This is a genomic window from Plantactinospora sp. BC1 (assembly GCF_003030345.1).
Classification (GTDB): Bacteria; Actinomycetota; Actinomycetes; order Mycobacteriales; family Micromonosporaceae; genus Plantactinospora.
The window spans coordinates 1,257,639-1,270,478 of sequence record NZ_CP028158.1 but is presented as its reverse complement, the minus strand read 5'-3'; the positions used below and the strand labels follow the sequence as shown (position 1 = coordinate 1,270,478).

The 12,840-nt window shown below is 71.7% G+C and carries 12 protein-coding genes; 2 read left to right on the top strand and 10 right to left on the bottom strand.

Annotation, left to right across the window (positions count from 1 at the left end):
* Positions 1 to 102 precede the first annotated feature (102 nt).
* Together C6361_RS05220 and C6361_RS05215 are read right to left on the bottom strand one after the other, a co-directional pair.
* A complete protein-coding gene (locus tag C6361_RS05220) occupies positions 103 to 1,518 on the bottom strand; it encodes an aminopeptidase P family protein (protein ID WP_107266947.1) in 1,416 nt (471 codons plus the stop codon).
* A gap of 179 nt (positions 1,519 to 1,697) precedes the next feature.
* Positions 1,698 to 2,438, bottom strand: a complete 741-nt coding sequence (locus tag C6361_RS05215) for a helix-turn-helix transcriptional regulator (RefSeq protein ID WP_107266946.1) — start codon at positions 2,436 to 2,438, stop codon at positions 1,698 to 1,700.
* Positions 2,439 to 2,562: 124 nt separating this feature from the next.
* Between C6361_RS05215 and C6361_RS05210 the strand changes: the two genes are divergently transcribed.
* On the top strand, positions 2,563 to 3,804 hold the full coding sequence (locus tag C6361_RS05210) for an MFS transporter (RefSeq protein WP_199853251.1): 1,242 nt from the start codon (positions 2,563 to 2,565) through the stop codon (positions 3,802 to 3,804).
* Between the two features lie 17 nt (positions 3,805 to 3,821).
* Here the strand turns inward: C6361_RS05210 and C6361_RS05205 are convergent, their stop codons facing one another.
* The 4 genes from C6361_RS05205 to C6361_RS05190 form a co-directional block, all read right to left on the bottom strand.
* Positions 3,822 to 5,483 (bottom strand): extracellular solute-binding protein, encoded by a 1,662-nt coding sequence (locus tag C6361_RS05205; protein WP_159079187.1) that lies wholly within the window; start codon positions 5,481 to 5,483, stop codon positions 3,822 to 3,824.
* A gap of 50 nt (positions 5,484 to 5,533) precedes the next feature.
* Positions 5,534 to 6,430: a carbohydrate ABC transporter permease gene (locus tag C6361_RS05200; protein ID WP_107266944.1), complete on the bottom strand. Its 897-nt coding sequence runs from the start codon at positions 6,428 to 6,430 to the stop codon at positions 5,534 to 5,536.
* Positions 6,427 to 7,335, bottom strand: a complete 909-nt coding sequence (locus C6361_RS05195; protein WP_234359332.1) for a sugar ABC transporter permease — start codon at positions 7,333 to 7,335, stop codon at positions 6,427 to 6,429. The genes C6361_RS05200 and C6361_RS05195 overlap by 4 nt, the downstream gene beginning before the upstream one ends.
* Before the next feature lie 207 nt (positions 7,336 to 7,542).
* Complete coding sequence (locus tag C6361_RS05190; RefSeq protein ID WP_159079186.1) at positions 7,543 to 8,412, bottom strand: NAD(P)-dependent oxidoreductase; 870 nt, start codon at positions 8,410 to 8,412, stop codon at positions 7,543 to 7,545.
* Between the two features lie 211 nt (positions 8,413 to 8,623).
* On the opposite strand from C6361_RS05190, the gene C6361_RS38820 reads away from it, so the two are divergent.
* A complete protein-coding gene (locus tag C6361_RS38820) occupies positions 8,624 to 8,758 on the top strand; it encodes a hypothetical protein (protein ID WP_255416213.1) in 135 nt (44 codons plus the stop codon).
* A 131-nt stretch (positions 8,759 to 8,889) separates the two neighbouring features.
* On the opposite strand, the gene C6361_RS05185 is transcribed toward C6361_RS38820, so the two are convergent.
* From C6361_RS05185 to C6361_RS05170, 4 genes are all read right to left on the bottom strand, one after another.
* Positions 8,890 to 9,264 (bottom strand): hypothetical protein, encoded by a 375-nt coding sequence (locus tag C6361_RS05185; protein WP_199853250.1) that lies wholly within the window; start codon positions 9,262 to 9,264, stop codon positions 8,890 to 8,892.
* A gap of 170 nt (positions 9,265 to 9,434) precedes the next feature.
* Positions 9,435 to 10,283, bottom strand: coding sequence for a nickel/cobalt transporter (locus C6361_RS05180; protein ID WP_107266942.1), 849 nt, complete (start codon positions 10,281 to 10,283; stop codon positions 9,435 to 9,437).
* The gene (locus C6361_RS05175; protein WP_107266941.1) at positions 10,280 to 10,954 is read right to left on the bottom strand and encodes a hypothetical protein; all 675 of its coding nucleotides are present in this window, start codon (positions 10,952 to 10,954) and stop codon (positions 10,280 to 10,282) included. Before C6361_RS05175 ends, C6361_RS05180 begins: the two co-directional genes overlap by 4 nt.
* 68 nt (positions 10,955 to 11,022) lie before the next feature.
* Positions 11,023 to 12,690, bottom strand: a complete 1,668-nt coding sequence (locus C6361_RS05170) for a metallophosphoesterase family protein (RefSeq protein ID WP_107266940.1) — start codon at positions 12,688 to 12,690, stop codon at positions 11,023 to 11,025.
* Positions 12,691 to 12,840 lie beyond the last annotated feature (150 nt).

The following is a 12,840-nucleotide window of genomic DNA, read 5'->3' as shown; positions in this document are numbered from 1 at the left end:
ACGATGGGTTGCCGCCGATGTACGCCGCGAAAATTCCGGGAATGGCAGTGATTTGTTTCAGCGACGTTCGGTCGACAGTGCAATTCGCCGGGGTGATTCCGCTCAGCCGGCCAGCCGGGACATCCAGCTCTGCACGTCGTCGGCGGTACGCGGCAGCGCGGCCGAAAGGTTCTGGCTGCCGTCGGAGGTGACCAGCAGATCCTCCTCGATCCGCATCCCCAGCCCGCGCAGCTCCGCCGGCACCAGCTCGTCGTTCGGCTGGAAGTACAGGCCCGGCTCGACGGTCAGCACCATGCCGGCCTGCAACTCGCCCTCGACGTACCGGGCGGCGGTGGCCGGGGCGCAGTCGTGCACGTCGAGCCCGAGCATGTGCCCGGAGCCGCAGAGCGACCAGCGGCGGTAGAGCTGCCGCTGCGGGTCCAGCGCCTCCTCCACCGAGCAGCGCAGCAGACCGAGGTCGACCAGACCGGCGGCGAGGACCGACATCGCCGCCCAGTGGTAGTCCCGGAACGCCGCCCCGGGCCGGAGCTGCCCGATCGCCGCGTCGTTCGCCCGGCGTACCAGCTCGTAGACGTCCCGCTGCACCGGGGTGAACCGGCCGTCGACCGGAAGCACCCGGGTGATGTCGGCGGTGTACCGGGTGCCGACCTCGACCCCGGCGTCCAGCAGCAGCAACTGGCCGGGGCGTACCGGACCGGTGTTGCGGTTCCAGTGCAGTACCGCCGCGTGCGAGCCGGCCGCGACGATCGGCTGGTAGCCGACCTCCTCGCCGTCGGAGCGGGCCCGCCGGGCGAAGGTGCCCTCCAGCCACCGTTCACCGCCGCCGGCCAGCGCCTCCGGCAGGGCGCGTACCACGTCCTCGAAGCCGCGCACGGTGACGTCGACGGCGTGCTGGAGCTGCCCGACCTCCCACTCGTCCTTGACCAGCCGCAGGTCGGCCAGGGCCACCACGAGCTCGCTGTCGGCGACCGGGTCCGTCACCGGCACCAGGGCGTCCACGGCCGGGTCGACGCTGCGCCTGAGCCGGATCCGACCGGCCGCGCCGAGCGCCTCGGCCAGTTCGCCGATCGGGCGGCAGCGGATCTCCAGCGCCTCGCCCAGAGTGGCAAGGTCGGCCCGGGGGCCGTTCCAGACGATGCCGGCGTTCCGGTCGGTCCAGTACTCGGCCGTGCCGGGCCGGGGCGGCTCGTCGGTGTAGAGCGTCGGCTCACCCGCTGGGTCCAGCACCAGCACGCCACCCCGGTCACCGTCCCCGGTCAGCCAGGTGTAGTCCGAACCGGGCCGGAACCGGAAGTACTGGTCGTTGCTGCGTACCGGTGCGCCGCCCGCCGGGACCACCAGGTGTTCGCCGGGGAACATCCCGGTCAGTCGGGCCCGCCGCTTCGCCGCCCAGGCCGCCACCCCCGGATCCGCCCGGACCGGCGCCTCGCTCGGCGCCCAGCCACCGAGCATGAACTCGGCGAGCGCCGGAGGCACCGGCAGGTCGTGACTACTGGTGGCGGGGACACGCTCCGACATGCCTGGCCCTTTCGCCGATGCGGCCGTACGGCCGGCGGTTCGCCTACTGCACCTCACCTTTGCCGCGAAACCGTGGTGTCGCAAGGGCGTTGCGGCAACTCCCTACGGACGTACCGGGGCGGCGGGGGAGGGTTCCGGCAGATGTCCGAAGACAGCTCCGGGCCGGCTGGCGGTGGCGGTCAGGGCCGTCGGCCGCCGGCGGCTGGGGCGGGAAACTCCGGCAGCAGGGCGGGGAGTTTCCGGGCGCCCCTGGCGGTGATCGCCAGGGCGCGTTCGCCGTCCTGACGGTGGACGAGCCCGTCGGCGACGAACGCGTCGAGCACCTCGGCACCGAGCACGCCGCCGAGGTGCGGCAGTCGATGGTTGCGGTCGAGGCAGGCGGTGGCGAGCTTGCGCCGTCCGGGCCGTACGGCGTCGAGGTCCACGCCGAGGTCGCCGAAGGCGGTCGGGTCCGGGCCGAGCCGCAGCTCGTCGTGCTGCCCGTCGGGTGGCAGCAGCGCGCCCCGCTGGACCAGGGCGGCGAAGACCGCGACGCCGAGCCGGCCGGCGCAGTGGTCGTAGCAGGTGCGGGCGGTCTCGGCCGGCGACGGTGGCCGGGCGGGTCGCGGGCCCGGCGTCTCCGGGCGGCCGTGCCGGGCCAGCGCGGTGAGCACGTCGACGGTGTCCGGACTGGCCAGCCGGTAGACCACGTGCCGGCCGCGCTGCTGCACGGTGACGAGTCCCCGGGCGCGGAGCCGGGCCAGGTGGTTGCCGAGCCGTGGCGCGCTGACCCGTAGCGCGTCGGCGAGCTGGGTCATCGTGTGCGGACCCTCGACGGCCAGCAGTTGCAGGGCGGTCAGCCGGATCGGGTCGGCGAGTTCGCGGGCCAGCGAGGTGGCGGCGGCCAGCGTCGGGTCGTCGGGATCCACCCAGCCGGTCATGCCGCGTCCCTCCTCCGGTCCGTAGCGGCAGCCTAGCACCATTCATAGTTTCCTGAACTCCGGTTGCGGGCCCGGCCGGACCTCGCTACGTTCACCTTTCAGAGTTAGCTGAAGGGTGGTGGATGTGTCGACGACCGTGGTGACGAGCGACCCGGACACGGACGAGGTGACCGCCGGCGGACTGCGCCGGCTGCTCTGGGGCCGGGGCGTCTCCGCGCTCGGCGACGGCATGTGGTTCACCATCTGGGCGCTCTACCTCACCCGGATCGTCGGCATCCCCGCCGGCACCGTCGGGGTCGGCATGGCGGTCGCCGCCGCCTTCGGCCTCGCCGCGGCCGTACCGCTCGGCGCCCTCGCCGACCGGCACGACCCGCGCCGGGTGCTGGTGGCGATCGCGGCGGTCCGGACCGTCGGCATGGCCGGCTACCTGCTGGTGGACGGGGTCTGGAGCTTCCTCGTCGTCACCGTCGCCTTCGTCGCGCTCGCCAACGGCGGCAGCGCGGTCCGTACCGCCCTGGTGGCGGCGCTGGTGCGCGACAACGGGGCACGGGTGCGGGAACTGGCCCGGCAACGGGTCGCCCAGCACGTCGGGTACGCCGCCGGAGCGGGACTCGGCGCCGCCGTACTCGCGGTGGACCGACCCGTCGGCTACATGGTCGCCATCGCCGTCAACGCGGTCACCTTCGCGGTCTTCGGGATCGTCGCCGCCACCGTCCCCGGCCGGCGGACCGGCGGCCCGGCCCGACCGGTCCGGGCGAACGTCCGGGCCGCCCTCGGCGACCTGCCGTACGTCGGCGTCAGCGTCGCCGTCGCGCTCTTCTCGCTCTGCTGGGCGATGCTCTCCACCGGACTGCCGCTCTGGATCGCGGAGTCGACCCGGCTGCCGCTCGTGCTCAGCGGCATCGTGGTGGTGATCAGCTCCGTCGGCATCGCCGTCGGCCAGGTGCCGGCGACCCGGCTCGCCCGCACACCCGCCTCGGCCACCCGGACCGCCGTCTGCTCGGGCGTCGCGCTGGCGGCGAGCTGCCTGCTGCTGGCCACCACGGCCGGCGGGGCCGGGCCGGTGGCGGTCACCGTCGTGGTGGTCGCGGCACTGGCGCACCTCGCCGGTGAACTCGGGTACGTCGCGTCGAGCTGGACCCTCTCGCTGGGGCTGGCCCGGGAGCGGGCGCTCGGCGCGTACCAGGGGTTGGCCGAGGCGGCCACGGCGACGGTGCAGATCTTCGGACCCGCCCTGTTCACCCTCGCCGTCGGCACGTACGGCACCGTCGGCTGGCTCTTCGTCGCCGCGATCTTCCTGATCGCCGCGGCGCTGCTTCCGGCGCTCGTCCGGCGGGCCCTGCGGGACCGCCCGGTCAACCCCTGACCACCGCCTCGCCGACCCTAGTCGCTGCTGTTGGCGATCGCCTCCTCGAACTCGCCCCGCACCTTGTCGCCGCCGGTGCTGCGCCACTGCTTGAGCACCTCGCCCCAGGCCGAGACGGGCTTGCGGCCGCTGAGGATGTCCATCTGGGCGTCGTTGACGATCGTGCCGAGCTGACCGGACCGCCGGGACCAGGTGTCGGAGAAGAGTCCGAGGGTCGGGTCCTTGACCGCGGTCGGAATGATCGACTTCTGGTACTCGTATGACTTGCGGGTCGCCGCCGCCTCTCCCGGTACGAAGATCACGTCGGGGGCGTCCACGATGTAGCGGATCCCGAGTACCGTCTGGCTCACCCCGGCCTGGGTCAGCTCCGGCCCGCCGCCGGTCATCCGGTAGTGCACCCCGGCGACGCCGTACCGGCGCAGCAGCCACTCCTCGGTGCCGAACGGCGCGGCCAGCCAGTTGCAGACCTTCAACAGCGCCCGGATCCGCCCCTCGTCGGCCTTCTTGAACGCGGTGAAGTTGTTGGTCGCCGCGGCCTGCCAGGTGGCCGCGAACCCGCCGCCGCCGTGCAGGGGCGGCCGCATCCCGCCGATGTCGAAGTCCGGGCCGGCGATGTTCTCCGCGTAGAACTGCGGCCAGGCGGTGTACCGGTCAGTGATCATCAACGCGCTGCCCGCGTTGAACCACTTCTTCGTCGGCGCGTTGTTGCTGAAGCTGTCCGGATGCACCACGCCGTCCTTGACCAGCCGGGCGGTGTCGGCGAGCGCCTGGGTGAACTCCTCGCTCTCGTACGCGCTGACCAGCCCGCCGCCCTCCAGCTTCCACCGCCACGGGTTGCCGAGCATCTGCCGGACGAAGTCGAGCGGCGCCTGGGCCAGCGCCCAGCGGTTCGCCCGGGCGTCGGTGACCTTGCGACAGACGTCCCGGAACTCGGCGAAGCTGCCCGGCTGGAGGTCGGCGCCGAGCTGCTTGAAGAGGTCGTCCCGGCGCATCATCAGGGTGCCGCCGATGCCCCGGGGCACCGGCAGGCCGTAGATGCCGCCGTTGTAACGGCAGTCCCGCCACGCCTCGGTGGGCAGGTTGGCCAGGAACGGATACTCCTGCACCGCGTTGCCGGAGAGGTACGGGCTGAGGTCCTGGCACTTGGCGGCGAGCCAGGCCGGCAGGTTGGCGGTACCGGCGGGCAGCCCGTTCGGGGTGAACAGCGCCGGCACGATGACGTCCGGCAGGTCGTCCCCGGCGACCAGGGTGGCGAACTTGGTCGGCATGTCCGGGTTCGGCACGATGGTCAACCGCAGGTCGACGCCGAGCCGCCGGTTCATCTCCTGCCAGAACGGGTTCTGCCCGACCGCGGGCGGCACCGGCGAGTTGGTCAGGACGAAGGCGGAGAACTCGCCGCCGTCGCCGGGCGGACCGTCGGTCGCCTTCACCGGCGGCTCCGGATACTTCAGGAAGGCGTCCAGCAGACCCTGCCGGTTGCCCTTCAGGTCCGGAGTGACCCCGGTGTACGGAATGTAGTTCGGCAGCCGGGCCGAGCCGCTGGCCCTGTTGCGGTCGCCGCCGGTGGCGGTGCCGCCCTCGCCGCAGCCGGCGAGCAGGCCGGGGGTGGCGACCATGGCGGCGGTACCGAGCGCGCCGGTGAGAAATTGTCGGCGTCCAATCGCCGGTTGACTGGTCATCGTTGCTCCTTGGCGTAACGCCTGCGGGAATCGGGGGAGGAGGAGCGGTTTCAGCCCTTGACCGCGCCGATCAGCACGCCCTTCGTGAAATGCCGCTGTACGAAGGGATAGACGACGAGGACAGGGACGATGGAGAGCACCAGGATGGCCATCTGGATCGCCTCCTGGGGCGGCAGTGCCGCGCCGGCCGAGCCGAGCTGGTCGACGCCGAGCTGGGTCTGGTTGACCACGTACGTCCGCAGCACGAGCTGCAACGGCCACTTCGCGGTGTCGTTCAGGTAGAGCAGGGCGCTGAAGAACGCGTTCCAGTACGCCACCGCGTAGAAGAGGCCGATCACCGCCAGTACGGCCTTGCTCAGCGGCAGGACGATCCGGAACAGGATGGCGGCGTCACCGGCACCGTCCATCCGGGCACTGTCGATCACCTCCCGGGGCAGGTCCATGAAGAACGCCCGCAGGATGATCACGTTGAACGCGTTGACCGCCACCGGCAGGATCAGCGCCCAGTAGCTGTCCAGCAGCCCGAGGCTCTTCACCACCAGGTAGCTCGGGATGATGCCCGGGGCGAAGAGCAGGGCGAAGAGCACGACCATCAGCAGCGGCCGGTGCGCCACCGACCGGGGACGGCTGAGACCGTACGCCAGCAGGATGGTGGTGGCCATGCTCAGCGCCGTACCGGCGACGGTGACGAAGATGCTGACCAGGGTCGCCCGGGTCACCACGCCACCGGAGAGGATCGCGGAGTACGCGGCGAAGCTGACCTCGTCCGGGACGAGCACGAAGCCGCCGTCCCGGGTGATCTGCTCGTGCGTGGCGAGGCTCGTCGAGACGATCCCGAGGAAGGGTACGACCACCGCCGCACAGCAGACCGCCAGCACGACACCCTTGAGCGCGCGTACCGGTCGGGACGCGGCGGGGACACCCGCGATGGTGGCCCGGTTGCTCATCGCTGGTAGACCCCCTGCTCTCCGAAGCGGTGCGCGAGCCGGTTGGCGCCGAGCACCAGGAGCAGCCCCACCAGGCCCTTGACCAGCCCGACGGCGGCACTGACCCCCCAGTCACCGGCGAGGATGCCGTTGTTGTAGACGTACGTGTCGAGCACCTCGCTGGCGTCCGCCCCGACCGCCGCCTGCTGGAGCACGATCTGCTCGAAGCCGACGGTGAGCGCGTCACCGAGCCGCAGGATCAGCAGCAGCACGATCAGGCCGCGCAGCCCGGGCAGGGTGATGTGCCAGAGTTGCCGCCAGCGGGTCGCACCGTCCACTGCGGACGCCTCGTAGAGCGTGCCGTCGATCCGGGAGAGCGCGGCCAGGAAGAGGATCGTCGCCCAGCCGGCGTCCTTCCAGAGCACCTGCCCGGTGACCAGGGCGAAGAAGGCGTCCGGATTGCTGACGATGCTGACCGTGCCGAGGTCGTGGTCCCGGAGGAAGTTGTTGAGCAGGCCGCCGTCGCCGAGCAACTGCATGAAGATCGCCACCACGATGACCCAGGAGAGGAAGTGCGGCAGATAGAGGACGCTCTGCACGGTCCGCTTGAGCCGCTCGGACATCAGGCTGTCCAGCAGCAGCGCGAGGGCGATCGGGGCGGGGAAGACGACCAGCACCTGGAGCAGGGTGATGATCAGGGTGTTGGTCAGCGCGTTCAGAAATGCCGGGTCACCGTTGACGATGATCCGGAAGTTCGCCAGCCCGGTCCACGGACTGTCGAGAATTCCGACGTACGGCTGGTAGTCCTTGAACGCGATGACGTTGCCGAGCCACGGTAGATAGTGGAACGTCAGCAGGAGCGCGACCCCGGGAAGTGCGGCGAGCAGCAGGATGCGGTCCCGCCGTATCCGTTCCCACCACGACAAACCGGCCCACCCCATTCAGTACCGCCGGATGCGACGCGTGAACACGATGGATCGCGACAGTTCCGGAAGTCGGCTGTTACATCCGGGTAAACCTAGAGTCACCCCTGAAGAGCGTCAAGACACGAATCGATGCCGTCGGCACCACCTGCCGAGCCGCGCGGGTGAACCCGTCCGGGGCGGTGCCCGGCAGCGGATCGTCGCGGCTGCTCAGTGCTGGAGTGCCCGGGCCAGTACCGTGACGTCCTCGTCGCCGAGCCCGTGCTCGACGGCCCGCTGCCACTGCGCGGCCAGGCTGTTCGCCACCGGGAACCGGTCGATGTCGACCTCGTAGAGCGCCAGGTTGACGTCCTTGAGCCCGAGGGAGAGCGAGTACTGCGCCGAGTACTCGTCCCGGCCGATCCGCTCCAGCTTCTCCGCCGCCCAGGGGGAGACCAGCGGGCTGCCCTGCAACGCGCCGAGCACCGTCGCCCGGTCCAGGCCGAGGGAGTGCCCGAGCGCCATCGCTTCGGCGATCCCCTCGGCCAGGAAGGCGAGCAGCATGTTGTTGACCAGCTTGAGCCGGGAACCGGCGCCGACCGGGCCGGCCCAGACGGTCCGCTGCCCGAGCGCGTCGAAGACCGGGGCGATCCGGCCCCGGGCCTGCTCCGGGCCGGAGGCGAGCACCACCAGTTGACGCCGCTCGGCCGGGCCACGGCTGCCCGCCACCGGGGCGTCCAGCAGGATCACGTCCGGACGCTGCTCGCGGGCCAGTCCGGCGATCCGCCCGGTGTCGGAGACCCCGATGGTGCTCATCTGGGCCCAGATCGCGCCCTCGGCCATCGCGGCCAGCATGCCCTGGTCGATCGCGATGGATCGGACCGCGTCCCCGTTCGTCACCATCGTGATCACCACGTCGGCCCCGCGTACCGCGTCGGCCGGGCTGTCGGCGACCTCGGCCCCCTGCTCGCCGAGGAGCCGGGCCGGTCCCGGGCGGCGGTTCCAGACGACGGTCGGCAGGCCGGCCCGGATGAGGTTGGCCGCCATCGGCTGACCCATGCCGCCCAGCCCGAGTACGGCCACCCGCTGCGTCTGCGCCATCGGTGCTTCCCCCCGTTGCGACTGCCCCCGTCCGGCAGCGTAGGTGACCGGACGGCGCCGCCGACCCGAAATCGAGTCGACTCGTTCTGCCGCCGGCACGGCTCTCCGGCAGTCCGGCGGGGGACAGAGCCTCCGGTCGGGGGATCGGAGGACGATGTGAGCGATCACAATTACGGAGGCGACGACCGGTGCAGCCATGTCGTGACCGATAGTGCACCTTCCTGACCTACTCGGCCAGCTCCTGCAACACACCCAGAAGATCGGCTGGAACTCCGATGGCACCCCGAACCCCGGCGTACCGGTCCGCACCGGCACCACCATCGCCGGCCCCTCCGGCGACTCGTAACCACCTACGACGGCCCGCTGGGGGCGCCTGCGACGCGCGGCGCCCCAGCCCGTCCGAGAACCGTGACGACATGCACGACGCATTCCCGGATTCTGATCCGACGGGGGCGGGTCAGCCGTGCATCGGCAGCCCTAGAAGGGCGGCCAGTGCGAACCGGGAGGCGGCGTGGGGTGCACCCGCTTCTCGCCGCGCATCCCCGGCGGCCAGCGCTGGTCGATGACGGCCGCGGCCTCCCTACAGGCCCGGCAGGCATCGGGCCAATCCGGCACCCACGGGTACGCAGAGGCGCGCAGGCCGTCGTGCCGAATGCCGCACAGGGTGGTGCCGTACTCCTCGGGGCTGGACGCCTCGTCGTAGGCGTGGCCGACGCCCTCGGGCAGCTCCACTGCTTCTGCCCGTTCCCAGCGCCGGTGCATGGGCCGGTACTGCGGCCGTGAGACCTCCTGCGGGTGGTGTCCCAGCTCGGTCCAGGCGTAGCACCAGGAGCAGAACCACCGCTCCCGCACCGGCAGGTCCGACCTCCTTCGCGGTTCCGCTATCGGCATCCGTCGCATCTGGTGGCCACAGACGTCACAGGTCACGTCCCGATCCTTCCGGACGGCGCGGGAGCCCCCAAGCGACCGCCTCGCGGTGCAGGGTCGCCTCCCGGCCGACCGGTCGGCGAATACTACTCAGCTCAGCCGGTCAGCACCGAGAGCGCGGCGACCAGGTAGAGGCAGCCGCCGAGACACACCGCGATCCCGGCGACCGCCGGCAGCCAGGCCGCGGCGGTCGCCGCCGCCGGCCAGCGTCGAACCGTACCGGTCAGCAGCGCGACGCCGCGGATGGTGAGCACCCCGACCCCGGTCAGCGTGCCGGCCATCCCGATGCCGAAGGCGAGCACCAGGACGAGTGCGTCCAGGGCCCGGCCGGTCAGCAGGCCGCTGACCAGCACCAGGAACGCGGAGGGCGAGGGCAGCAGCCCGCCGGAGAGGGCCAGCAGGGTCAGCCCACGCCGGGACCACGGATCGGTCGGCGCGGGTACGTCGTGCCGATGCCCGTGCGCCTCCGCATGATCGGGTACCGGTACGGCCCCGTGCCCGTGCCCGACCAGGACGCGGCCGTGGTCGTGGGTGTGGCTGTGGGTGTGCGGGTGGGTGTGGGTGTGGGTGTGCGGGTGGGAACCGGCGCCGCGCAGCTGTCGCCAGCTCAGGTGTGCGCCGACCCCGATCACCAGCAGCCCGGCCGCCACCTGCATCCACGCCGTCAGCGTCCTGGTGCCGAGGCTCGCGGCGCCGCTGAGTCCGACCCAGGCGAGCGCCAGCACCAGGACGGAGAGGGTGTGCATCGCCGCCACGATCACGCCGAGCCGGACCGCGTCCCGATAGCGTCCTCTGGTGCCGACCAGGTACGCCGCCGTCACGCTCTTGCCGTGGCCCGGGGCGACCGCGTGCGCGGCGCCGACCCCGAGCGCCACCACCAGGGCGAGCCAGAAGACTCCCCGGCCGTCGAAGAGGGCGACCAGCCGGCCCTCGAAACCGGTCACGACCGGCTCCGGGAGCGCCGACGCAGCCGTACCGTGACCAGTGCGGCGACCCCGACGAGCAGGGCGGCGCCGACGCCGGCCAGGGTGGCTACGGTGCTGCCCGGCAGCCCGCCCGCGCCGGGCGTGAAACGGACCCGATGGGTCTGCTCGGCGGCGGTGAAGAGCGTGCGGTCCGGTGCGGCCGGGGTCTGGCTGGTGAGCATCGTCCGGTACGCCTCGTTCAGGTCGGTCAGCGCGCCGACGGTGACGTCGAGGTCGACCACCTCCGCCGGGCAGTCGAAGACGAGCCGGGCACCCTCGTCGAGCAGCCGGTCGAGGGTGTCGAGCCGGCCCGGGCACGGGGTGCCGCCCTGCCGCACCGCGATCCGTTCCAGCAGGTAGTCGTGCACCCGGGGCGAGCGCTGGAGCTTCTGCTCCCCGGTCAGGTCGGTCGCGACCGCGCCGAGCGCCGGGTCCTCGAAGGCGCCGAGGGACTGGCCGAGCGCCACCCAGTCGTCCTCGGCGGCGAGCCAGGCGAGGTCGACCCGGGAGCCGTGCACGCTGATCCGGGCGGTGGAGGGCGGGCCGAACGGGTGCGCGGCGGCCGGGGCGGCCGGGACGGCGAGCGCGGCGAGCGCGGCGAGGCCGGCCAGGCCGAGCGCGACGGCCGGGGACGGGAAGCGGGCGATCAAGGAGTCTCCTGACGTACGAACCGGACCCGGACCACCGCCCCGAGGCGACGGTCCGGGCCGGGTGGGAACTACTTCGTCACGGTGATGGCCGGAGTGGTGATCTGCTGGTTCTCGCTCTCCAGGTAGACCACGTGGCTGGTGTTCTTCTTCGCCGAGGGCGGCAGCGCGAAGCTGTACTCGAGCCGGCCCAGCTCGTCGGCCTTCTTGTAGCCGATGAAGACACCCTTCCTGCCCGCGCCGTCCTTGGCGTTGCGCAGGTAGACGGTGACCTCCTCGCCGGGGTCGTAGCCGTAGGCGTCGACCCTGACCCTGCCCTTGGCCTCGATGATGGTCTTGTTGACCCTGGCCTGCTCGCCGACGGTGTTCTCCGGGGTACGCAGCTCGTTGACGGTGCGCTCACCGGCGGCGTTCTTCCGGATCACGACGCCGTCGTGGTGCTGGCCGTTGGCGTACCGCGCCTCGTAGCGGATGCTGTCGCCGGTGACGTCGATGAGCTGGTAGAGCTGCTTGTCCTCCGCCTGGCTCATGATGTCGGCGTTGTTGTCGGTCCAGACCGAACCGTCGACGTCGTACATCTTGCCGCCGGAGACCGACACCGCGTAGACGGTGCTGTCGTGCACGGTCAGCGACCGGCGCGACGAGGTCACGCTGCCCCGGCCGTACGTGTGGTCGTGGCCCTGGAGCACCAGGTCGACGCCGTACTTCTCGAAGAGCGGGCCCCACTGGGCGCGGACCACCGGGTTGTTCCGGCCCTCCGCGGTCGAGTAGACCGGGTGGTGGAAGGTCACCACCGTCCACTTGTTCGGGTTGTTCTTGAGCAGCCCCTCCAGCCACGCCGTCTGCGCGGCCATCACGTCCGGGATGCCCTGCACGTTGGTGTTCAGGCCGATGAACCGGACACCCTGGTAGTCGACCGTGTACGCGGTCTTGGCCAGCTCCGCCGGCCAGCCCGCCGGCCCGTTGTCCGGGTACGGGAACTGCGGCGTCCAGAACGACGAGAGCGCGCTGCCGCTGTACTCGTGGTTACCGGGGATCGAGATGTTGTTGATCTGGCTGTCGATGAAGCCGCCGGCCTGGTACCACTGCCCCCACTGCTCCTCGCTGTTCGCGGAGTCGATGAGGTCACCGGCGTTGACGATCAGCCTGGCCTGCGGACGGTCCGCGAACGCCTGCCGGAACACCCGGGGCAGTGCCGAGTCGAGGTAGTTCTGCGCGTCGCCGTAGTAGATGAACGAGAACGGCTTGGCGTCGGCGGTCGCCGTGGTGAAGTCGGTCCAGGCGCTCCAGTTGGTGCCGTCGCCGACCCGGTAGGTGTACCGGGTGCCCGGCTTGAGGCCGGCGAACTCCACGGTGTGGTAGGTCGAGGCGTACCCGAGGGAGGTGTTGACCGACCTGGTCGACATCGCCTTGACGACCGAGACCGTGCCGGCGGCGGGCGTCACCTGGCCGAGCGCGGCGGGCGCCTCCAGGATCTCGGCCTGGGCCCACTCGGGGGTCGTCTCGGCCCGCCAGGTCACCCGCTGGGAGGTGGCCGGGGCGGTGGTCGGGGTGAGGATGATGCGGTCGGGCATCGGGGACGGCCGGTGGATCTCGGCGGCCGGGTACTTGCCGGGTGCGGCGTCACCGAACGCCACCGGGCTGACCGCGAAGCCGCCGACGAGCATGGCGGCGGCGCCGATGGCGGCAAGCCTGGCCCGCCGGGAGCCCGGAATCCAGGGTCTCTTGACGTCAGTCACTACAGGGATCACCTTTCGGGTGAAAGCGGGTACTGCCGCCGGCCCGCAGCCGGTGGCCAAGGGCATTCATCCAGAGGTGGGCGACGGGCGGTCGACCGTCGACTGGCCGCCGGGTGAACGGGCCTGACCAGCGGATTAATTCATGATCAA